The 19,274-nt window shown below is 43.9% G+C and carries 21 protein-coding genes and 1 pseudogene; 13 read left to right on the top strand and 9 right to left on the bottom strand.

All coding sequences use genetic code 11. The annotated features are described in order from the left end of the window. Window positions 1–72 precede the first annotated feature (72 nt). From IGI67_RS11170 to IGI67_RS11150, 5 genes are all read left to right on the top strand, one after another. The gene (locus IGI67_RS11170) at window positions 73–1,203 is read left to right on the top strand and encodes a glycosyltransferase family 1 protein (RefSeq protein WP_429957734.1); all 1,131 of its coding nucleotides are present in this window, start codon (window positions 73–75) and stop codon (window positions 1,201–1,203) included. 481 nt (window positions 1,204–1,684) lie between these two features. Continuing rightward, entirely contained in the window at window positions 1,685–2,386 is a 702-nt protein-coding gene (locus IGI67_RS11165) for a response regulator transcription factor (RefSeq protein WP_429957733.1), read from the top strand. A gap of 3 nt (window positions 2,387–2,389) precedes the next feature. Further along, the gene (locus IGI67_RS11160; RefSeq protein WP_429957732.1) at window positions 2,390–3,295 is read left to right on the top strand and encodes a sensor histidine kinase; all 906 of its coding nucleotides are present in this window, start codon (window positions 2,390–2,392) and stop codon (window positions 3,293–3,295) included. Window positions 3,296–3,373: 78 nt separating this feature from the next. Beyond that, window positions 3,374–4,294 carry an ABC transporter ATP-binding protein gene (locus IGI67_RS11155; RefSeq protein WP_429957731.1) on the top strand — a complete coding sequence of 307 codons (921 nt, stop codon included), beginning with the start codon at window positions 3,374–3,376 and terminating at the stop codon, window positions 4,292–4,294. After that, window positions 4,287–5,012 (top strand): ABC transporter permease, encoded by a 726-nt coding sequence (locus IGI67_RS11150; protein WP_429957730.1) that lies wholly within the window; start codon window positions 4,287–4,289, stop codon window positions 5,010–5,012. Before IGI67_RS11155 ends, IGI67_RS11150 begins: the two co-directional genes overlap by 8 nt. Before the next feature lie 143 nt (window positions 5,013–5,155). Here IGI67_RS11150 and IGI67_RS11145 read toward each other — a convergent pair whose 3' ends face one another. The 4 genes from IGI67_RS11145 to IGI67_RS11130 are packed head-to-tail and all read right to left on the bottom strand — an operon-like array spanning window position 5,156 to window position 9,149. Then, on the bottom strand, window positions 5,156–5,770 hold the full coding sequence (locus IGI67_RS11145; RefSeq protein WP_429957729.1) for a YczE/YyaS/YitT family protein: 615 nt from the start codon (window positions 5,768–5,770) through the stop codon (window positions 5,156–5,158). Between the two features lie 3 nt (window positions 5,771–5,773). Next, complete coding sequence (gene add, locus IGI67_RS11140; RefSeq protein ID WP_429957728.1) at window positions 5,774–6,793, bottom strand: adenosine deaminase; 1,020 nt, start codon at window positions 6,791–6,793, stop codon at window positions 5,774–5,776. 42 nt (window positions 6,794–6,835) lie between these two features. Beyond that, a complete protein-coding gene (locus IGI67_RS11135; RefSeq protein ID WP_429957727.1) occupies window positions 6,836–7,861 on the bottom strand; it encodes an ADP-ribosylglycohydrolase family protein in 1,026 nt (341 codons plus the stop codon). Then, window positions 7,854–9,149: a PTS sugar transporter subunit IIC gene (locus IGI67_RS11130; RefSeq protein ID WP_207107407.1), complete on the bottom strand. Its 1,296-nt coding sequence runs from the start codon at window positions 9,147–9,149 to the stop codon at window positions 7,854–7,856. The genes IGI67_RS11135 and IGI67_RS11130 overlap by 8 nt, the downstream gene beginning before the upstream one ends. 165 nt (window positions 9,150–9,314) lie before the next feature. Here IGI67_RS11130 and IGI67_RS11125 point away from each other — a divergent pair, with 165 nt between their 5' ends. Together IGI67_RS11125 and IGI67_RS11120 are read left to right on the top strand one after the other, a co-directional pair. Further along, window positions 9,315–10,046, top strand: a complete 732-nt coding sequence (locus IGI67_RS11125; RefSeq protein WP_429957726.1) for a GntR family transcriptional regulator — start codon at window positions 9,315–9,317, stop codon at window positions 10,044–10,046. 67 nt (window positions 10,047–10,113) lie between these two features. Beyond that, window positions 10,114–10,497 (top strand): MmcQ/YjbR family DNA-binding protein, encoded by a 384-nt coding sequence (locus IGI67_RS11120; protein ID WP_429957725.1) that lies wholly within the window; start codon window positions 10,114–10,116, stop codon window positions 10,495–10,497. Between the two features lie 17 nt (window positions 10,498–10,514). Here IGI67_RS11120 and IGI67_RS11115 read toward each other — a convergent pair whose 3' ends face one another. Then, window positions 10,515–10,808: a hypothetical protein gene (locus IGI67_RS11115; RefSeq protein ID WP_207107410.1), complete on the bottom strand. Its 294-nt coding sequence runs from the start codon at window positions 10,806–10,808 to the stop codon at window positions 10,515–10,517. 213 nt (window positions 10,809–11,021) lie between these two features. Between IGI67_RS11115 and IGI67_RS11110 the strand changes: the two genes are divergently transcribed. Together IGI67_RS11110 and IGI67_RS11105 are read left to right on the top strand one after the other, a co-directional pair. After that, on the top strand, window positions 11,022–11,861 hold the full coding sequence (locus IGI67_RS11110) for an aldo/keto reductase (protein WP_429958636.1): 840 nt from the start codon (window positions 11,022–11,024) through the stop codon (window positions 11,859–11,861). A gap of 164 nt (window positions 11,862–12,025) precedes the next feature. Continuing rightward, window positions 12,026–12,343 carry a hypothetical protein gene (locus IGI67_RS11105; protein WP_207107411.1) on the top strand — a complete coding sequence of 106 codons (318 nt, stop codon included), beginning with the start codon at window positions 12,026–12,028 and terminating at the stop codon, window positions 12,341–12,343. A gap of 109 nt (window positions 12,344–12,452) precedes the next feature. On the opposite strand, the gene IGI67_RS11100 is transcribed toward IGI67_RS11105, so the two are convergent. From IGI67_RS11100 to IGI67_RS11090, 3 genes are read right to left on the bottom strand one after another with little or no spacing between them, the layout of a single operon-like run. Next, window positions 12,453–13,097 (bottom strand): ABC-2 transporter permease, encoded by a 645-nt coding sequence (locus IGI67_RS11100; protein ID WP_429957724.1) that lies wholly within the window; start codon window positions 13,095–13,097, stop codon window positions 12,453–12,455. Continuing rightward, window positions 13,087–13,836 (bottom strand): ABC transporter ATP-binding protein, encoded by a 750-nt coding sequence (locus IGI67_RS11095; RefSeq protein ID WP_429957723.1) that lies wholly within the window; start codon window positions 13,834–13,836, stop codon window positions 13,087–13,089. Before IGI67_RS11095 ends, IGI67_RS11100 begins: the two co-directional genes overlap by 11 nt. Continuing rightward, window positions 13,833–14,297 (bottom strand): helix-turn-helix domain-containing protein, encoded by a 465-nt coding sequence (locus tag IGI67_RS11090; protein WP_207107413.1) that lies wholly within the window; start codon window positions 14,295–14,297, stop codon window positions 13,833–13,835. The genes IGI67_RS11095 and IGI67_RS11090 overlap by 4 nt, the downstream gene beginning before the upstream one ends. 187 nt (window positions 14,298–14,484) lie before the next feature. Between IGI67_RS11090 and IGI67_RS11085 the strand changes: the two genes are divergently transcribed. The 3 genes and pseudogenes from IGI67_RS11085 to IGI67_RS11075 all read left to right on the top strand — a co-directional run. Continuing rightward, on the top strand, window positions 14,485–14,997 hold the full coding sequence (locus tag IGI67_RS11085; protein ID WP_429957722.1) for a hypothetical protein: 513 nt from the start codon (window positions 14,485–14,487) through the stop codon (window positions 14,995–14,997). Then, window positions 14,987–16,291, top strand: a complete 1,305-nt coding sequence (locus IGI67_RS11080) for a glycosyltransferase family 2 protein (RefSeq protein ID WP_429957721.1) — start codon at window positions 14,987–14,989, stop codon at window positions 16,289–16,291. Before IGI67_RS11085 ends, IGI67_RS11080 begins: the two co-directional genes overlap by 11 nt. A 285-nt stretch (window positions 16,292–16,576) precedes the next feature. Next, a pseudogene (locus tag IGI67_RS11075) lies at window positions 16,577–17,530 on the top strand (C39 family peptidase); the annotation flags it as partial. A gap of 41 nt (window positions 17,531–17,571) precedes the next feature. On the opposite strand, the gene IGI67_RS11070 reads toward IGI67_RS11075, so the two are convergent. Further along, window positions 17,572–17,787: a zinc ribbon domain-containing protein gene (locus IGI67_RS11070; protein WP_429957720.1), complete on the bottom strand. Its 216-nt coding sequence runs from the start codon at window positions 17,785–17,787 to the stop codon at window positions 17,572–17,574. A 187-nt stretch (window positions 17,788–17,974) separates the two neighbouring features. Between IGI67_RS11070 and IGI67_RS11065 the strand changes: the two genes are divergently transcribed. After that, the gene (locus tag IGI67_RS11065; protein WP_207107418.1) at window positions 17,975–19,270 is read left to right on the top strand and encodes a putative DNA modification/repair radical SAM protein; all 1,296 of its coding nucleotides are present in this window, start codon (window positions 17,975–17,977) and stop codon (window positions 19,268–19,270) included. The last annotated feature ends 4 nt before the right edge of the window (window positions 19,271–19,274 follow it).

Below are 19,274 nucleotides of genomic sequence, written 5' to 3'. Positions count from 1 at the left end.
AATAAAGAAACGAAGGTAAGAACCGAACGAAGAAAAGAATGGACCGATCAGGATCTGAAGGGGAGAAAAAAGATGGCAAGCAAAAAAATATCACAAATCACGTTGTTCACAATGGGGAAGATCAATCTTGAGAAAAGAATCTCGCAGGCATACGCAGAATCATCTGATGCGGATGCGGTGATTCAATATATTGTGGCAGTGCTGATTCGGCAAAGCTTGTGTATCAGTGATTTTTCAGATTTCTGCAGTGAGTTAATTCGGGAAATTTTTCTTTATGCTGAGCCGACAGACGTGCTGCGGAAACTTTGCCCGTTGTTCCGCGATTCCTTTAAAGGCGGCAAAGAGTGGGAAGAAGTCACTCGTCGGCTGTATAAAAATAAGAACGAATACCACCGCTTCAACAATCGATTAAGTGAGTGTAAGAAATATTTATTTGTCCCAACGACCCCTGTGGAGGAAACAGACGGTCAGCAATATAAACTTCTTTCCACCTTTGAGGATGCAGTCGGCAAGATTCATACCTGGAGTTTGCGCGATGCCGATATCCGTTCTTCGGGGATGAAGATCGATGCGGTGTTAGAGCTGATGAGCTCCTTAACGATCTTTGAAAAGGACGGCATCCGCCGTTTTGTAAAACTAGAAAATTCTGAAATCCAAAACTGTACCCGTCATCCTAAAATCAAAAAAGGCGCAGTCGTGGATGAGGCTGAGCAGATCCATGCAGTTGCGACTCAGCCAAAAATGGAAGCGGCAACAGGTCTTGACTTCAGTACGATGACGGACGAAGAAAAGCTGAAATTAGTGAAGGCCCTTTTACCTGAAGGGATCGTTTTGACTGATACACGGATGGCAGAGCTGAAAGAGGAAGCGCCAAAGGAAGAAGTGCGGACTGCAAGTAAATCTGAAGGTCCCGTCGCGGCAGCACAAAAAGCCGAACCCACTAACAAACCCGCAGCTACTATAGTAAACCAAGCACCAAAAGCCGCAACAAAAAAAGCCGCTGAATCTAGACCGATGGCCCTATCCGCCGCTGAAAAAATGCCCTATAAGCCTTATCAGAAACCGAAGAGCAAAGCCCAACAAGAACGAGAGCGGAAAGAGGAGCTGATGAAGCGGACGCCTGAAGGAAAAAAGGCATCCAGATCAAAAAAGGAGAAGAAAAAGCAAACAGGGAAAGGGAAGCCAAAAAGAAAACGTAAGTAGAGATAGCATATTTACGCTGAACTAAGGACGTCCTTTTAGCATGAAGGCTTATTTGTCGATGGAAAAATCCGAGTTAATGTAGTTTAAAAAAATTTCGAATAGCCAAATAGCCATACATTTTTTTAGCTGAAGTGTATGGTTATTTGGCTTTTATTCGAATAATAAGTTAAATTTTCTACGAGAAGCTCGGAAATAACTGCACACCAATCATAGTTAAACGCTGATTTTAGATCAATCTGTCGACCCTAAAAAATCAGAATCTAAAATAGTGGAATGTAAATTTCTCAGTGATTAAGGCTTCCATGACTTCCGAGTTCGTCTAAATCTAAAAGCACTGGAATACACCGTCTTTCCCCAATCAATCTCAAAACACCGTCCAACTTGGATGGTGTTTTTCTTTTCCTCACAACTTCCCTCCGAAATCCTCTTGAACTTTGCTAAAATTAACAATAGAATAATTACTTTTTTGAGGAGAAGGCCGATGCGAGAGAAAATCAGGATATTGATCATTGATGATGATCAGGAGCTTTGTTCTATCATAGAAAAATATTTGAGAAATGCTGAGTATACAGTGGATATTTCCTACACAGGAGCTGGCGGATTGAACATGGCGCTGACAGGTGACTATCACTTGATTGTGTTGGATATCATGCTGCCGCAAATCAATGGGTTGAGTATTTTGACGGAGATCCGCAAGCAAAGCGTGGTTCCAGTTTTGATGCTGACGGCTAAGAATGAAGAGGCGGATAAGGTTCGCGGGCTGCAGCTGGGGGCGGATGATTATTTGACGAAGCCGTTTAGCATGGCGGAACTGATGGCACGGATCGATTCTTTGGTTCGGCGTTATACAACATTTAATCGGACTGCTGGTGCGGAAAAGACTCTCAATCTGAAGCATTTAACCCTTGATACACAGACGCGAGTTGCTTTATTGGATAATGAAGTTTTGGCATTGACGGGAAAAGAGTTTGAGCTTTTGTATTTTCTGGCAGCGCATAAGGGACAAATTTTTACGAAACGTCAAATTTATCAGCAGGTTTGGGGCGATGAATATGCCTTTGATGATAGTAATATCATGTCCTTCATCAGTAAGCTGCGAAAGAAGATCGAGGCGGATACTGCCCAGCCTTTCTTTATCCAAACGGTGCGCGGGGTCGGCTATCGTTTTAATCAGGAGGGATAGGAGATGGCAATAGTAGGTAGTATTTGTGTTTTGCTGGCCGCAGGTTGTCTATATCTAATTGCCCGTCTTCGAAAAAACAAACAGCAGCTTGCCCAAGCGCTGCTTGTTTTAGAAGATATCGCTGAAGGGAACCTCGATCGAAAAATGGTTACGGATGAAGCAACGGATGTGGCGGAGTTTTGTTTTCGGTTGAATGAGATTGTGGCAGATATCAAGCGGCAGCTTAGTGGATTGCGGACTTCTGAGAATGAATATCGCAAGCTGATCACCAGTTTGTCGCATGATGTTCGTACGCCCTTGGCCTCTCTGATAGGCTACTTAGAGGCAATCAACGATGGATTGGTAACGGAAGAGGAGCAGCAGCATTATCTGCATTCTTCTCAGGCAAAAGCATTTGAACTAGAAAAGTATATCAGTACTCTTTTTGAATGGGTCAAGCTTGAATCAGGGGAACGTCGCTATCAATTCGAAACGGTCGATGTGTGTGAGCTGCTGAGGGAGAGTATCAGTGACTGGATTCCGCGAATGGAACCGCAATTTACTTATGAAATCGACATTCCTGAAGAAGAGTTTTATTGCAAAGTGGACGCTTCAGCGTTTCGCAGGATCATCGATAACTTATTGGAAAACTGCTTAAACCATAGTCAAGGAAACAAGGTTACGGTCAAGTTGGCGGAAGAAAAGCAGCAGGTTCGGCTTGAGATCACCGATAACGGCAAAGGGATCTCGGAGGAAAATCTCCCGCGGATTTTTGATCGTCTGTATAAAGGAGACGAAGCTCGGGGCTCGAAAGGCAACGGCCTGGGACTGGCGATCGTCCAGGAACTAGTCACGGCTCATCATGGAAAAATCAGTGTCAGCAGTCGATTAAGCGAAGGGACACAATTTTCCTTGACGCTGCCTAAATAAACTAGAAAAAAACAAGGGTTTGACAAGGTTAGGGCAAGGTAGCCCTGCTAAGCTAGAAGTATAGAAAGGATGGTCGCCATGGAAAAATATGTTGTAAAAACGGCGGCGCTGACGAAGCGCTACCATGATCAGACGGTAGTCAAGGACGTCTCGATCGCCATTCCCAAAGGAAAAATCTATGGACTTTTGGGGCGCAACGGCGCAGGAAAAACGACGATCATGAAAATACTGTTGGGCTTGGCAGGAGCAAGTTCAGGTGAAGTACTGTTGTTTGGTCAATCGCCTAATACGCATCCGGAAGTATACCTGCGTATTGGAAATATCATCGAGACACCAAGCTTTTATCCGTATTTAACCGGTCAGGAAAATTTGAAGGTATTCTCTAAGCTGAAGGGGCAGACACAAAGAAACAGTGTGGCGGAGGCTTTGAAGCTGGTTGATTTGACGCATGCTGCACACAAGCGTTTTGCCAATTACTCATTAGGGATGAAGCAGCGGCTGGGAATCGCCAATGCATTAATGAACGATCCGGAGCTGCTGATCTTAGATGAACCGACGAATGGGCTGGACCCGATCGGCATCGTTGAAATCCGCAGGCTGCTGAAGGAGCTGGCCGAGGTTCATGGCAAGACAATTTTAATCTCTAGTCACCAATTATCAGAGATCGAGCAAATCGCGGATATCATCGGTATTTTGCACGATGGCGAGCTGCTGGAGGAGTGTGATCTGGAAAAAATTGCACAACACAATCAGCGATATATCAGTGTTACTGTATCGGATATTCATCAGGCTGCTCGTCTCTTAGAGGAGCAGCTGAATCTCAGCAATTATACGGTGGACGGCAATGATACGATCAAAATTTTTGATTTTTCCTTTGAACCGCAAGAAATCAACCGCCTATTCGGAAAAAACGGGATCGAGGTCTCCAGTTTATTTGTCGGCTCGGTCAATTTAGAAGAGCACTTTCGAAAGATCACGGGGGGTGTCGGCATTGCATAATGTAATTTCTGCTGAATGGATGAAGCTGAAACGGAATCGCATCTTTGCGGTTTGTTCACTGCTGACATTGTTCGCTGCGGCCTTTATGGTCTTTAAGGATTTAGTTATCGTTGAATCCCCGATAGAAGACTATCGCGTTTGGCTGCCGACTGTCTATCTAGTTGTCGGCTCGTTACTGTCAATTATGAGCGGATTCATTGTCACCTTCTTAATGCAGCGGGAGTATGAGGATCGCACGATCAATAATGTCTTGACGGCTCCCACCTCGCGCTTCCGATTTCTTTTAGGCAAATTAGCGATTTGGTTCATCTGGTATACAGGAACGCTGATTGGTGTCGTAATCATTTATACGATTGGCGGCTGGCTGATTTATCCAGACACTTTTGGCGCAACAGGAACCAAAACTCTGGTGACGACACTCTTTAAATACTGCTTTTTGGCTTTTGTCGCAGCGCTGCCTTTATTGACGGTGAGTGTCATGCAGCGGAAATTGTTTTATCCGACGATCATGGCCGCCTTAGCATTTACTGGAATCCAAATGTTTGCGCTCAATATCCCATTCAATTTTGCACGTCTCATGCCATGGTCAGCGGTAGTTGTTCAAAGCTTAATCGAGCTGTCGTTCAAAGATGATCTATTAACCTTGGGAAGCATCTTTTTGACAGGGATCATTGGCTTTGTTGCAGCCTATTGGCTATTTAAGCGGCAGGATTTGTAAAACGCCTACTTGAAATGGCGAACGCAAAGCTCCTTTCTCAGACAAAATCCTCGCTTTAACAAAAAATTCTCCCCCATGGATGGAAACGGGGAAGAATTATAGGGGGCTTACTATTTAAATTATCAATGAATTGGTGCGGGGACTTACCCTGCATCAATTTTTTTGTTTTTAATCAGGCGGGTTTGGAATTTTAGGACACCTTCCATAATGACCCCTGTAGTACATACGCATAGGAGAGTGCCTATGCCTAAATTAGCGTTGCCTAGTAAAAGACCGATTACAATCATCGTGCTATCGATCAGGATACGAACAGTCTTGATCGAAAAATTTGAACTGTTGACGACCATCAAGGTCAAGCATTCCAAGGCAGCGGCACCTAATTGTGCGGAAACATAGATTCCAATACCTAGAGCAAAGAGTAATACACCGCTGATCGAAGCAACTAACTGGCTGATGATAGAGGAGGTATTTAGCGTAAAGAAGGAAGTGAAAAAATTGACGCCTAATCCAATACCAATACCGTTAATAAGACTCCCGATGCCGATTTGCCTGCGGTCAAAAAGAAAAGCGATCATTAGAGCGAAAAGATTGAAGCATAGGCTTAAGTAGCCAAATTTTAGCGGAAAGATATTCATAACTCCGAACAAGGCAACACTTAAGGTATCGACGCCTAAGCTGCTGGTGATCATTAAGGAAAGTCCGAAGGCAGATAAGAGTGTTCCCAACAGAACCTTGAGCAGATTGATTTTAAGCGTCATGCTCTAAGCCTCTGACGAAGGGATGACATCAGCATAGCCGATATTTATTTGTTGGACTAGCTGATCCTTTAGCTGCTGACTTGCAAAGGCACCTTCGATCGCGTTTAGATTCAGTCTTTTCATTTCTAAATAGCTCAATTGGCAGTGGGTTGCTAAAAGAAGGTACTCTTCTGTCAAGGTGGTTTGAGAGACCGTTCGATTATCCGTATTGATGCAGCATTTGACATTGTGAGTTAAAAACTTGTGCAATGGATAGTCTGCCCACTCCTTGATCGCATTGGTTTGGATATTGCTGGTAGGACACAGCTCCAGCAAAGTCCCCTTTTTGGCACAATAATCCATGATGGCGGTATCGCTCTTAATTGCTACACCATGCCCGATTCGGACAGCGCCTAAGCGAATCGCTTCGACGACATTTTGAGCACATCCGCATTCGCCTGAATGTAAAGTAAGCTTCAGACCTGAAGCTAATGCGTAGTCGGCAGTGGGCTTGATCTTCTCGTTTGATGTTGCTTGCTCATCACCGGCAAAATCAAAACCGACGATCGTTTCTGAATTCAATTGCGTGACCGTATCAATTAATTGTTGATTCGCTGCATTAGAATGATGGCGCAGCGCGGAGATCAGCAGATTTGCCTGAACGTCAAACTGTTTCTGTGCGTGCTGGATTCCTCGACAAACAGCACGAAGGATTTGTTCGATCGACAACCCTTGTTCTTGATGCAGCAGCGGGGCAAAACGAATCTCAATATACCGAATCGTTTCTTCAGCCGCCTGTTCAATCAGATCATAGGCCGCGAGGGTCAGATTTTCTTCACTTTGCAGCAAGGGTAAAATGCAGTCAAAGCTTTCTAGGTATTCCTTTAAATGATGACATTTTTTTGGTGCAATTGCCTTCGTTAACGAGTTCAAGGGAATCCCAGCTTTTTTTGCCAGCTTTTCTAAAGTGCTGATTTGAATGGAGCCGTCTAAATGACAGTGCAATTCAATTTTTGGCAGGGACCGAATCGTTTCTTTCTTCACTCTTGGCGTCCTCCTTTCACGTTTTGGAATGCTCCTCTGATTTTATCGGGAGGAGCATAGGGCTACAAACGCCTCGATCGTTGACTGGAGTGGGAGTGTTGTATTTACTTTTTCCATATCATGAATGTATTTTTGCGGAATGCTTTGGCTGCCGTTGAACCCGCCAAGAATTCCCCCCAGCATAGAAGCAATGGTATCTGTGTCGCCGCCGACATTGACTGCGGCATAGATGCCAAGCATCGTATTCCCTTCTGTTCCGGCCAACAGACTAAATACAGCGGGAATTGATTCTTGGACAAGGAAGTTCGTGCCGACCTTATCAGCGGTTTCGCTTAATAAGTGTTCAAAGCTGGCTGCCTGACCACCGATCTTCACGGCCTCTTGAATTTTATAGGCAATATCCACTCCAACAGATATATGCTGCTGCTGTTCGCCGTATTCTCGGCCCTTTTCGGCACCCCATACAGCAGCTGCGACAATACTTTCTAAGGTCGCGGATTCTGTCAGCGCATGGGTCGCCGCGCAGCAGATCGCCGCCGCCGCGGAAATCGCATTGCTGTTGAAATGGGTTGGTTTGCACATCCAAATAGTATATTCCAGCGCCTTCTCCAAGTCGCCGTTAGCCAATAAGGCCAACGGGATCGTCTTCATTGCACCGCCATTTGTCGCTAGACCGCTGTAGTTGATCAAACCGAATGGATCAACATCGGTAGGAAGGCCCTGCTTCATGTTTTCTATTGCTGCTCGAGTAGTTGGGCCGGCAAATTTGTCAAAATAATAGTCATCCGCCCCCCAATTGATGATGGCCTGCTGAGCGATTTCTTCTGTAAAGTTCCCCTCATGCTCGATGATGGCCTGCATCAAATAATAGGACATACTAAAATCATCCGTAATGGTTCCAGCGGGATAGTCTCTGGCAAAAGTATCCTTTGGTGCTAAGGTGTATTCTTTTACATATCCTCCAAACGTTTCGAGGATTTGATTGGTAGTTCGTAATTCCGTAGGTGCGCCTAAAGCATCACCGACAGCGGCGCCGTATAATGCTCCTAGCATTTTTTCTTTAGTCATGAACCGTTTGCTCCCTTTCCAGTCTGTTTTGGTTATCTAATACTTTTAAGAACACGTACCACATAAAGGTTAAGATGATCAGTAAAACGATTTGCAAGATGGCTCCGCGAATCGAGTTTGTCACGATGGCGCCGCTAACGATCAGCGGCATTGTGTAAGGCAATGCGACGCCTGTTGTAAATGGAACTAGACCAAGATTCATCGCAAGGTAGGATAGCGTTGTTGTAATGATTGGTGTAGCAACTAAAGGAATGAACATAATCGGATTCAGCATGATCGGCAGACCAAAAATCAATGGTTCATAAACACCGAAGATACCTGGCGCAAGGGCGATTTTTCCTAGATCATTCCAATCCGTACGCTTCTTAAAAAGAAACAGCAGGGAAATCAGCACAGGGATTGAAAGATAGCCGCCATTTAGTACAAAAAAGTCAGTAAATTGACCGGTAACCAGATGAGGCAAGTCTTTTCCAGCTTGAAAAGCAGTCAGGTTATCGAAGGACTGAGCATTCCAGATAGGGACCATCACACTGCCGACAATGACATGCCCGTGAAGACCAAAGAACCAGAACAGATTGACCAATATTCCAACAATGATCGTTGCAGGAAGCGATGTTCCTAAAGAAGTTAACGGCTTTTGCAGAACTTGATAGATCAGGTTGTTGACCGTTTCAAAAGGAGTCGCTTCAAAAATCATTCGAATGGCAAAGGCAGCGATCAACGCTACGGCAATTGGAATGAAGGAAAAGAAAGAATCGGACACTAATTTTGGTACGCTGCTAGGCATTTTTATCGTCCAGTTATGCTGGATAGCGTACCGATAAATCTCAGTAGCTAGGATAGACATAATAATTGCGGCAAACATCCCAACGGCTCCGACCTCAGAAAGGGGCAAAACATTGAGAACCTCCTCGCCAGCTTCTGTAGCGGTTGTCATCGGTGTAATCATGATAAATGAAACCAAACTAACAATTGCGCCGTAAATAGGATTCACCTTGTAGTGATTCGACAAGCTGTAGCCGATACCGGCAGCGACGATAAAAGAAATGACTCCCATAGTTAAAGAGAAGGTTGGTGAAACAAATGCTTGGAATTGCGTAATCGCCTTTTCGCCAAAAATATTCGGTAAAAAGGGGATATTAGCGATCGCAGTAAACATGGAGCTGAAAATAGTAAAGGGCAGAGAGATCAGAAAAGCGTCTTTGATAGCGACAAGGTAGCGGTTTTTACTAAATATATCAGCAAAAGGCAGCAAATATTTCTCTAATAACGCGGTTAACTTCTTCATAAATTATTCTCCTCATAATTTTTTAGAAAGCACTTTCAAGGTTATTAAACCACATCGCGATATTGGAGTCAACCACATAATAAATTGGAGCGTACCAGAATTGTTGTAAAAAGAATTTCTCTTGGATATAATAAGGAGGAAAAGCGGCTGTATAAGGAGGTTAGGATGGATTATCTCAATTTATATGATCAAATAGCAGAAAAGCTCAAAAAGAATATTTTAGAAGATCAATACCCTTCAGGGAAATTACCCAACGAACGAGATTTGAGCGAAGCCTTTAAGGTGAGCAGAAGTACGATGAAAAAGGCGATGGACTCCTTAGTAGAAGACGGTCTTTTATTTAGGAAGGCCCGCTCAGGAACATTTGTAAACTTATTATTCAAGAAAAACTATGACGACTATAGCCATCAAAAAAGGGGCCCGATCGGCTTAACTAAATCATTTTCAGAGCAGGGAAAGGAAATCAGTTCGAGAATCCTGTTGTTTGAAGTGATTTTACCGCCAGAAGAAATACGTAAGGCACTTTTATTAACGGAGAATGATTTCACCTATCATTTTAAACGGGTCCGGTATATTGATAAAGTGGCTGTTTCCATCGAAACCAATTATATCCCGATTCAGTTGTTTCCTAAGCTGACAAAGGAGATCGCGAAAGACTCGATTTATGATTACGCTATCAATGAAATGGGGATTTCGTTGACGAATTCGTATGTCTCGATTTTTGCGGCTCCCTCTGATGAAGAGGATCAAAAAGAGCTGCAGCTTACACCCTATGAGCCTGTCACAGTAACTGAGGAGATCGTGTTTACGGAAACGGGGCTTCCGTTTGAATATACGATCGTAAGAAATCATTATCAGAAGTTCACCTATAACACGTCGGTTAGTTCATTAAAATAAAAATAGTAGAGCGCAGCCATGAAGCTGCCCAGAGTCAGACTGGCAGTCAGCATATTAAGGAGGAGCTATGGAACAAACAATGATTCAACAGCGGATCGAACGGTTTAAGGTCTTTGGCGAGAAGCTGAAGGGAGCGAAGGTTTATTTTCGCGAGGATTGGGAAGTCCTTTATTTTGACCTGCAGGGGAAAATGTTTGGCATGATGAACGATCAAGCCAGCGAAGATGCGATCATCACCTTGAAAAATCTGCCTGAAAAAAACGAGGAGCTGCGGGAGATTTATAAGGGAACGGTGATTCCAGGGTATTACACGAACAAAAATCATTGGAACTCGATCAAGCTGGCCAGTGATGACTTGAATGATGAGGCGATTGAGCAATTGATCGAAGTGTCTTATCAATTGGTGTATCAAAAGCTGACGAAGAAGCAAAAAGCTGAAATCGAAGAATAAAAAAATGACGCTGCTAATCAAGCAGCGTCATTTTCATTCTTTTTCTCTGACCAATGCAGCGCCAGATAATATCCAGTAATACCCATACCAATTAAAAAGCAGGCGGCATCAAAACTATTGATGTCTGGCTTGAAGAGCGCGTAGAGAATCACAACGATCAGCCAGTTCGCAATCCCCCATAAAACATTCGTAGAGGCAGAAGCCGGTTTTTTCCAAGGTACGTCCCATTTTTCAGCAGTGATACCTTTGACAAAGTGGGGAACACCATTCGCAAACAGCATGCCCAAAACGATACAAATAATTGAATCCAATGTAATCTTCTCCCTCTAATGTGTTCATTCAGTAGTATACCTCTTTCCCCCAAATTTTTCTGCCTATTTTCAAAAATAAATTCTCGAAAGCTGAGCAGAGGATTTAACAGTTATCAGAATTTGATGGTAAGGTAGAAATGAGAGCGAAAGCTTACGGAATCTGCTTTTTCAATGCAAAAAGCGGGATAGGTTAAAAGAAGGAGGAGTTTGATGATGAAAGTACCATTGATTACAATGAATGACGGGCATCAGATACCGGCGATCGGTCTAGGTACCTACCAAATTCGCGGAGGGGCAGGACTTGATCAAGTCTTGACGGCGATTCAGGATGGCTATCGTCTGTTAGATACCTCCACCAATTATGATAGTGAAGGAATTGTAGGCGAGGCGATCCGCCGTTCTGGGATTCCGCGCTCTGAATTTTTTGTGACGACAAAGCTGCCTGGAAAATACCATCATTATGAGGATGCGTTGATGATGATCCAAGAATCCTTGTTCCGCATGGGATTGGATTATTTTGACTTATATCTGATACACTGGCCGCTGCCAAAACGTGGTTTGTACGTGGAGGCCTGGCAGGCTTTAGTGACCGCACAAAAAATGGGGCTGATCCGTTCCATAGGAGTCTCTAATTTTGAACCGGAGCATTTAGACAAAATCATTGAAAAAACCGGTATGACGCCTGCGGTGAATCAAATCGAGATCCATCCTTACTGGGTACAAGAGCGAATGGTGCGGGCGAATGAGCAACGCGGCATTGTCTCTGAAGCATGGAGTCCTTTAGGCCGCGGCAGCGACGCGCTGAAGGAATCAGTGATTGTTGAGCTGGCTGAAAAATATGACAAGACCCCAGCGCAAATTATTTTACGCTGGCATGGGCAACGGGGGATCATTCCGATTCCCAAATCACGGAATCTGCAGCATCAACGAGAAAACCTAGCGATTGATGATTTTGAGTTATCGCAAACTGAAATCGAGCGGATCAATCTGCTGGAGAAACCGGATGGACGGATTGATGGACAGGACCCAAATGAATATGAAGAGTTCGAGTAATCAGCAAAGATGATTTTTTTGTTTTAATTTTAATAAGAAAATAAGCCAATCCATTCTATTTCCTTTTTAAAAAAAGATTATTTGATAAAAATTAATTTTTCATTCAAAAACGTTTTCACTTGTGGCATACTGAAAAGTAAGAAGATGCTTCAGGGGAGGACGCAATGAAAAAAGTAGTGGCACTGGTTGGTGTGCTGGCTGCGGCATTTCTATTCTTTTGGTTTACTCAAAAGAAGGATGTGGCAGTTGAAGAAAAGGCGACACCTGATTTTTCTCAGGCAGAGCAAGTGGAGCGCAGTGAGGACTTTTTCACTAATCGCGATCTAAATGAATTAGAAAAAGTGACGTATTCGCGTCATAAAGAGCTGATGGATGATCTGACGGGCGAGGGAAAATTAGTCAGAAAATCTACGCAAAAAGAGTTTGTCGGAGCAAAAGCCAATGAAGACGGGCTTTCTTGGACAGGCTATTACGAAAAGTAAAAACGTTTTGAGCGTTAGACGGACAAGCGACCCCTAACCAGGACTGAGAAATCCTCAAGTTCTGGTTAGGGGTATTTATTATGGGGAAACCTGCATACAGCAGCGCTATTTATAGATTCACTTGGCTGAATCGCCGAACGGATAGTTTGTATGTCGCCCACATCGCAACACTATAGATCAAAATTCCCGCCGCTAAAATAGGCAGCTGTTTGATTTGGCCATCAAAGGTGACCGCATCCAGCCAAGCTAGTCTTGGAAAATGCACGAGAACCTCTACGATGATCGCAACAAGTGTTGCTGGAACCAGCCCCTTCAAAAAGGAAGCTCCGACCTTATAGACCGTTTGAAAATAACTTGTTAAGAAGATGAAATTGAAACAAGCAAAGATCATCAGGCCGAACCCATAAAAGGCAGTATTTGCTTCAAGCCCCACAGGATTAGGCTGCGACAACAGCTGCAGCCGTAAAAAGGCAAACGGCAAGGAGATCACGATCGTCAAAAGTTGGGAAACTAGCAGTACCAGCCATTTTCCTAAAACGACTTCGGCTCTTTTCAGCGGCAGCAAGGTAGAATAGTAGATGTCGTTGTTTTCCCGTGTATACATCAAATTAACGAAATTTCCGATTAAGCTGAATAGGAAGATCATTGTATAAGGATACCCGGGAATTAAGATAAGCGGACCCATCAAAGTGAAGATAAACAGGTTGGGATGCGCGGCTAAGCGGATCTCTTTGTACAGTAGATTAGAAATCATAATTTTTCCCCTCCATTCGTACCATAATAGATTCCAAGCTGAGAGCTTCTGTTTCGTCTGGCCGTTTCAGCGTTTGGAAGTAGTCGATAAATTCCTTTTTAGGAGCGGCTTTGACCAGCTCTCCTTCTTTGATATAAACGATCGCATCTGCACACTTTTCTAGATCGGAGGTAATGTGGGTGGAGAAAAGAATGCTTTTCCCTCCATTTTTAACGATTTGAAGAAAGATCTCGATCAGCTCATCCCGCGATACCGGATCGAGTCCGCTGGTGGGCTCATCAAAAATAAATAGCTTTGCTTGATGGGAAAGTGCCAAGGCGATCAGGTACTTCACCCGCATTCCAGCCGAAAGCTCTTTGACCTTTTTATTCGGCTCTAGGGAGAACAGCTTTAGAAATTTTTGATAAGCTGCTTCATCCCAGTCTTCATAAAACCGTTTAGTGACCGCGGTGATATCCTTGATTTTCTTTTCTTTATAAAAATCGATTCCGCCTAACACGACGCCAGTTTTTTGCTTGCAGGCGGGTTCATTTTCTAAGAAGCTCTTTTCGAACATTCTGACCGTTCCATGATCCACGGGGATCAGATTTAGCAGCGCCTTTAAAATGGTTGTTTTTCCCGCACCGTTGACACCGATTAACCCAATGATTTGACCTTCTGGAACGTCAAAGCTGACATTTTTTAACGAGAATGTCGGATAGTTTTTCGAAAGCTCTGTTACCTCCAGCAGTTTCATCATGATTCCTCCTTCTTATCGAAAATCGATTCGATCGTATTTCCTGTCATTCGCATAAACATCTCACTATCGATCAAGGCGATACCTGCTGATGCGGGATTTGTGTCGCCGAGAACTACTAGGGTATCTCCGGTTTTAATGCTTAAAAGATCACGAGCTTTTTTCGGCAGAACAATCTGTCCACGGGAGCCGACAGGGACGATTCCAAAAATATGCTTGCCGGCCGGGCCGATAGGTATTCCTTCATCTTCCTGATTGTGACGGATCAAATCAGTCAAAGTAACATCATAAAGATTAGCTAAAGCATCGCATTTCATGACATCAGGCAAAGACTCTCCATTTTCCCATTTGGCGACTGCCTGACGTGAGACCTCCAATTTTTCTGCCACATACTCTAAAGACCAGTTGTTTCGATTTCTTAATGAACGCAAGTTGTTCGCGATCGGACTTTTCTGATTATTCATACTTTTCATCTCCCTTAAATCTACTTTAGCTTACTTGAATCGAAAATAGAACCAACGGATGTTAACGAAAATGGTTAGCTCTGGTTGCGGTTCCATTTAAAAAAGGTTAAAACGTTTTAATAATTGAAACAAAATTGTTGTATTTTCAGAAAACGGAGTCATAATAATCGAGAAAGAAGGGCTGGAGATGAAGATTAATGAGAATCGTCATGAGGCAGAGAAGCATTTTGTTCGTGATTCCTTTTTTGAAAAAGGGCATTGGTGGAATAAATTTTATATCGGCCTGTTGACGATTGTTGGCTGGATTGCTGTATCCATCCCGATTTATTGGACGATTTCATCGACGCTGCTGAAGCATAATTCGAAGTTTTATCATGTGTGGAACGATCGCGCAGGAGAAGCGATCTATTATCACACCGGGTTTCAGTTTCTTGTTTCTTTGGGCATTATTTCGGTGGGCGTTCTTTTTCTAACGTTACGCAATAATTATCGAATCAAACACCACGAGCTGGTGGAAAAGCTTTACGATGAGGAAGGACTGCAGGCTAGAAAAACGACGCTGAATACTTTTTATACAGAGCGCTTTGGTTCAGAAGAGACACGACATGAGGCGCGCTATTATTCTGTACCGGAAGAAAAAAATCTGGCAGACGATACCATTCGCAAACTCTATAGGGAGGCTGAACAGCATGACGATTGACACAGGGTATCCGATCCTAAACGCGGTAGTGAATGTGTTGCTGTTTATTTTGGTCAGTTATCCAGTACTGGGGGCATTCGTTTGGTTGATTGAAGTTATTTGTTATCGCTTGCTATTTCGTCATAAGAAAACAGACTTCAAAGAAATTCCGACTGCAGAAGAGCCGCTGGTGACAATCATGGTACCTGCGCACAACGAAGAAGTGGTGATTGAAGACACGCTGGTATATTTGCTCAGCGAGTTGAATTACCATAACTATGAGGTGCTGGTCACCGATGATGGTTCCACCGATCAGACACCAGAGATTTTAGCCCGGCTGCAGGACCGTTATCCCCGCCTGCGAGTGCTGCGTATTGAAAAAAATAAGGGCAAAGCACACGCGTTTAATATCGGTGTGGGATTTGCTAAAGGGGAGTACATATTAAGCAACGACGCAGATACGATTCCCGAAGCAGATGCGCTTTGGAAATACATAAACTATTTTAGGACTGAGGCCGATCAAAATGTGGCAGCAGTAACAGGAAATATGGATGTTCAAAACCGGTCAAAAATTATCGAAAAAGCCCAAACCGTCGAATTTTCAAGTATCGTCGGAGTCATTAAAAGAGGCCAAATAGGGACGCTGGGAACAATGTATGCCTACAGCGGTGCAAATACGATGTATCGCAAGGATGCCTTGATCGATGTCGGCTTGTTTCGGCAAGATCGTGCGACCGAAGATATCAGCATCGCATGGGATCAGCAGCTAAACGGCTGGATTCCCACCTTTGCACCAGACATTATGTTCTTCATGGGGGTACCGAATACACTGAAGATGCTTTATCGTCAACGCAAACGCTGGGCCAAAGGCGGTACGGAGGTCTGGCTGACAAACATGAAGAAGGTAGCATTGCATCCGTTCAACTATTTTGAGCAGTTTCTGCTGTTTGCAGACCAAACAGTTAGTATTTTGTGGAGTCTGTATTATTGGCTTTTTCTGGCGATTTTTATTGGGACGATCATTCATTTGCTGGTGCATGGAGAGTATCACCAGATCTTCCATCTGCTGACCTTATCCTTTATTTTCATAAATTTTGAGATGCTGGCCGGCTTTCTGCAAGTTGCGGCTGCCCTCATTATTGATGACGATGGGCGTAAATTGAAATACCTGATTTTTGCCCCATTTTATATGCTGATCTATTGGATGATGAACGCCTTGACGATCGCGACGACCTTTATCCCGGCGATTAAAACGATCCTAGGCTTTGGTACAGGAACATGGGTCAGTCCAACACGAGTGTCGATCAGTAAATAACCCCTTCAACTTTTGCTTGTTAAGCGTTCATGCCCATTTGTGAACTTTTAATGGGCATTTTTTTGTACATTATTGAACAAGCTCGGTAGGAGACGGAATGAACCAGAGAACGTACAATAATTAATGAGATTAAGCTGGCGATTTTCACTAAGAGCTGCTTGCTCTTCTATTTTTAATGAAATCAGGAAAGGAATGTTCAAATGAAAAAAAGTATTCTGTTGGTTTGTTCGTTGACGTTGGCAGCATTTGCCGCACCTGCGTTTGTTCACGCAGAGGAAGGTACCCAAACTGTACAACCCGAATAGCGGGGAACATTTTTATACAAAAACGCTCAGTGAACGAGATCACCTGCGTTCTGTCGGCTGGCGCTATGAGGGAATTGGTTGGCAGGCACCCGCCGACGGAAAGCCTGTTTATCGCTTGTACAATCCGAATGCGGGGGACCATCACTATACGTTAAATGCCGGTGAACGAGATCATCTAAAAAAAGTTGGCTGGCGTTATGAAGGGATCGCTTGGTATTCACCAAATGGAGGGACACCTCTTTATCGCTTATATAATCCGAACGCTAAAGCCGGTGCGCACCATTACACGCCGATTACCTCGGAGCGAGATCCGTTAAAAAGGGCCGGCTGGCGCTATGAAGGAATTGCATGGTATGCGATCGGCAGCGGTGAGCAGAGTTATGAGGACTACCGATTACTAGGGGTACGAAATTATGATCAATATGCGCTGGGAGCACCGAGCGGCTGTGAAGGAGCTTCCTTGCTTCAAGCATTGCAGTACAAGGGCAAGCTGACCAATTGGAGTCTGCGCTCGTTCTTAAATACGATTCCTAAGTCATCAAATGGGAATCCAAACACTGGCTTCGTGGGCTCGCCATTTGTTGAGAATTCTTACACCTATTCAGCGATTTATCCCGCCCCATTGACAAGCTGGGGTCAAAAATACGGAAATGTTCAAAATATTTCTGGCAGCTCGATGAATACGCTGATTAATGAAGTGAAAAACGGCAATCCTGTCGTAGCGTGGGTAACGATCAATTTTCAACCAATCCGTTGGGGAAATTGGAGCTTTGGTGTTGCGGCCAATAATAATCACGCGGTCACCTTGGATGGCTTTAATAAAGCCGGCAACCAAGTCCACGTGTCTGATCCCATCAGCGGCTCTTATTGGCTGAACCGAACGACTTTCGAGAACATCTATAATGCAAGAAAATATGCAGTGGTTGTTCGATAATCGAGGACAAACAAAAAAAGCGGCGATTGCCGCTTTTTTGTTTAACCTCCACCCATTAGGAAGTCAAGGATATTCCAGCCGTCAGAAGTTTCACCACGGTAAAGCTCTGTATATCCGCACTTTTTACAGCTGATTGTCGTAAATTTTTTATTCTGAACATCAAAAATCTTCGCAAAGTTTCCGCCAGTTGCTTGGAACTGATCAGATGTGTAATGCTGCGACCCACACTTATCACAAACGTATTGTTTCCTTTCCATTATTCCCACTCCTTTTATTAAGTAAGTTTACTACTTATTGATTTAAATTATAGCAAATCTGCCGCCGACTTCATCCGTCTTTAGGAGTATCTATCAAATTAATTTTGACAACCGGTCTTTTTTTTGGTTAAATAAGAACATACGTTCGCGTATGAGTCATTTGATGATGAACAAGGAGTGATTTTCGATGGAACTGGAAAGAAAAATTGACATTCTAGCTGAATCTGCGAAATACGATGTTTCCTGTTCCAGCAGCGGCGTCGAAAATAATACACGGCCAGGGACAGTCGGCAGCACACAGGCTTCAGGTATTTGCCATTCCTTTACACCGGATGGCCGGTGTGTGTCGTTGCTAAAATTACTGTTTACCAATGCCTGCATTTTTGATTGTCATTACTGTATCAACCGTAAATCAAATGCAATTCCCCGAGCGACCTTCACGCCGCAGGAAGTGGCGGATTTAACTATGGATTTCTATATGCGCAATTACATCGAAGGCTTGTTCCTAAGCTCAGCAATCATTAAAAGTGCGGACTACACGTGCGAGCTTTTGATCAAGACGTTGAAAATTTTGCGTGAGGAAAAAGGCTTTCGCGGATACATCCACGTCAAGGCGATTCCCGGTGCGGATGAAAAATTGATTGAAGAATTGGGCTTTTTGGCAGATCGCATGAGCGTCAATGTCGAACTGCCTTCCCGCGAAAGTCTGAAGTTACTGGCTCCGGACAAAGATCCGTTTGATCTATATAAACCCATGAAGCAGATTACGACGGTAAAGAAAGAACAGGAATTTTTACCGGCGCTTCGGCGCGGGCCGAGCTTCGTGCCGGCTGGGCAATCGACACAAATGATTATCGGAGCCAGTCCTGAGAGTGATCGTTCGATCGTAAAGATCTCAGAAAATCTGTATCAAAAATACCAGCTGAAGCGTGTCTATTATTCAGCGTATATTCCAGTCAATCAAGACAATCTATTGCCGGCAGTGACGACAGAGCCGCCATTATTAAGGGAGCATCGCCTGTATCAGGCAGATTGGCTGCTGCGCTATTATAAGTTTACGGCCGATGAGATTTTATCGGAGGACAAGCCGAATTTTAATCTCTATCTTGATCCTAAAGCCAATTGGGCGGTGCAAAACTACCAGCGTTTCCCGGTAGATGTTCAGACTGCGCCGTATGATCAGCTGTTGCGGGTACCGGGGATCGGTCCGAAAAGCGCACAAAATATTGTGAAGGCACGAAAATATTATCGGCTCCACCTGACTGATTTGAAAAAATTAGGGATCGTTATCAAGCGGGCACAATATTTCATTGCCTGCAACCACGAGACACCTGCGGGCTTGATCAAAGACCCTGAGTGGATCATTACTTCCCTGATCTCCTCGAAGCAATATCAGGTATTAAAGAAACACAACACCCAATCGACGAGTGAACAATTATCTTTATTTGATGTAGAACGCTTTGAACATGCGAAAAGTAGGTGATTAC

It is taken from the genome of Enterococcus sp. AZ196 (assembly GCF_050498845.1).
GTDB classification, from domain to species: Bacteria; Bacillota; Bacilli; order Lactobacillales; family Enterococcaceae; genus Enterococcus_A; species Enterococcus_A murrayae.
The sequence above is the reverse complement of the archived record's forward strand: the minus strand, read 5'-3'. Positions and strand labels throughout refer to the sequence as shown.

Excerpts from the sequence above, each read along its gene's own strand:
- IGI67_RS11170 (WP_429957734.1), top strand. The coding sequence starts at position 73 with ATGGCAAGCAAAAAAATATCACAAATCACGTTGTTCACAATGGGGAAG.
- IGI67_RS11165 (WP_429957733.1), top strand. The coding sequence starts at position 1,685 with ATGCGAGAGAAAATCAGGATATTGATCATTGATGATGATCAGGAGCTT.
- IGI67_RS11160 (WP_429957732.1), top strand. The coding sequence starts at position 2,390 with ATGGCAATAGTAGGTAGTATTTGTGTTTTGCTGGCCGCAGGTTGTCTA.
- IGI67_RS11155 (WP_429957731.1), top strand. The coding sequence starts at position 3,374 with ATGGAAAAATATGTTGTAAAAACGGCGGCGCTGACGAAGCGCTACCAT.
- IGI67_RS11145 (WP_429957729.1), bottom strand. The coding sequence starts at position 5,770 with ATGACGCTTAAAATCAATCTGCTCAAGGTTCTGTTGGGAACACTCTTA.
- IGI67_RS11135 (WP_429957727.1), bottom strand. The coding sequence starts at position 7,861 with ATGACTAAAGAAAAAATGCTAGGAGCATTATACGGCGCCGCTGTCGGT.
- IGI67_RS11130 (WP_207107407.1), bottom strand. The coding sequence starts at position 9,149 with ATGAAGAAGTTAACCGCGTTATTAGAGAAATATTTGCTGCCTTTTGCT.
- IGI67_RS11125 (WP_429957726.1), top strand. The coding sequence starts at position 9,315 with ATGGATTATCTCAATTTATATGATCAAATAGCAGAAAAGCTCAAAAAG.
- IGI67_RS11120 (WP_429957725.1), top strand. The coding sequence starts at position 10,114 with ATGGAACAAACAATGATTCAACAGCGGATCGAACGGTTTAAGGTCTTT.
- IGI67_RS11110 (WP_429958636.1), top strand. The coding sequence starts at position 11,022 with ATGAAAGTACCATTGATTACAATGAATGACGGGCATCAGATACCGGCG.
- IGI67_RS11105 (WP_207107411.1), top strand. The coding sequence starts at position 12,026 with ATGAAAAAAGTAGTGGCACTGGTTGGTGTGCTGGCTGCGGCATTTCTA.
- IGI67_RS11100 (WP_429957724.1), bottom strand. The coding sequence starts at position 13,097 with ATGATTTCTAATCTACTGTACAAAGAGATCCGCTTAGCCGCGCATCCC.
- IGI67_RS11095 (WP_429957723.1), bottom strand. The coding sequence starts at position 13,836 with ATGATGAAACTGCTGGAGGTAACAGAGCTTTCGAAAAACTATCCGACA.
- IGI67_RS11090 (WP_207107413.1), bottom strand. The coding sequence starts at position 14,297 with ATGAATAATCAGAAAAGTCCGATCGCGAACAACTTGCGTTCATTAAGA.
- IGI67_RS11085 (WP_429957722.1), top strand. The coding sequence starts at position 14,485 with ATGAAGATTAATGAGAATCGTCATGAGGCAGAGAAGCATTTTGTTCGT.
- IGI67_RS11080 (WP_429957721.1), top strand. The coding sequence starts at position 14,987 with ATGACGATTGACACAGGGTATCCGATCCTAAACGCGGTAGTGAATGTG.
- IGI67_RS11070 (WP_429957720.1), bottom strand. The coding sequence starts at position 17,787 with ATGGAAAGGAAACAATACGTTTGTGATAAGTGTGGGTCGCAGCATTAC.
- IGI67_RS11065 (WP_207107418.1), top strand. The coding sequence starts at position 17,975 with ATGGAACTGGAAAGAAAAATTGACATTCTAGCTGAATCTGCGAAATAC.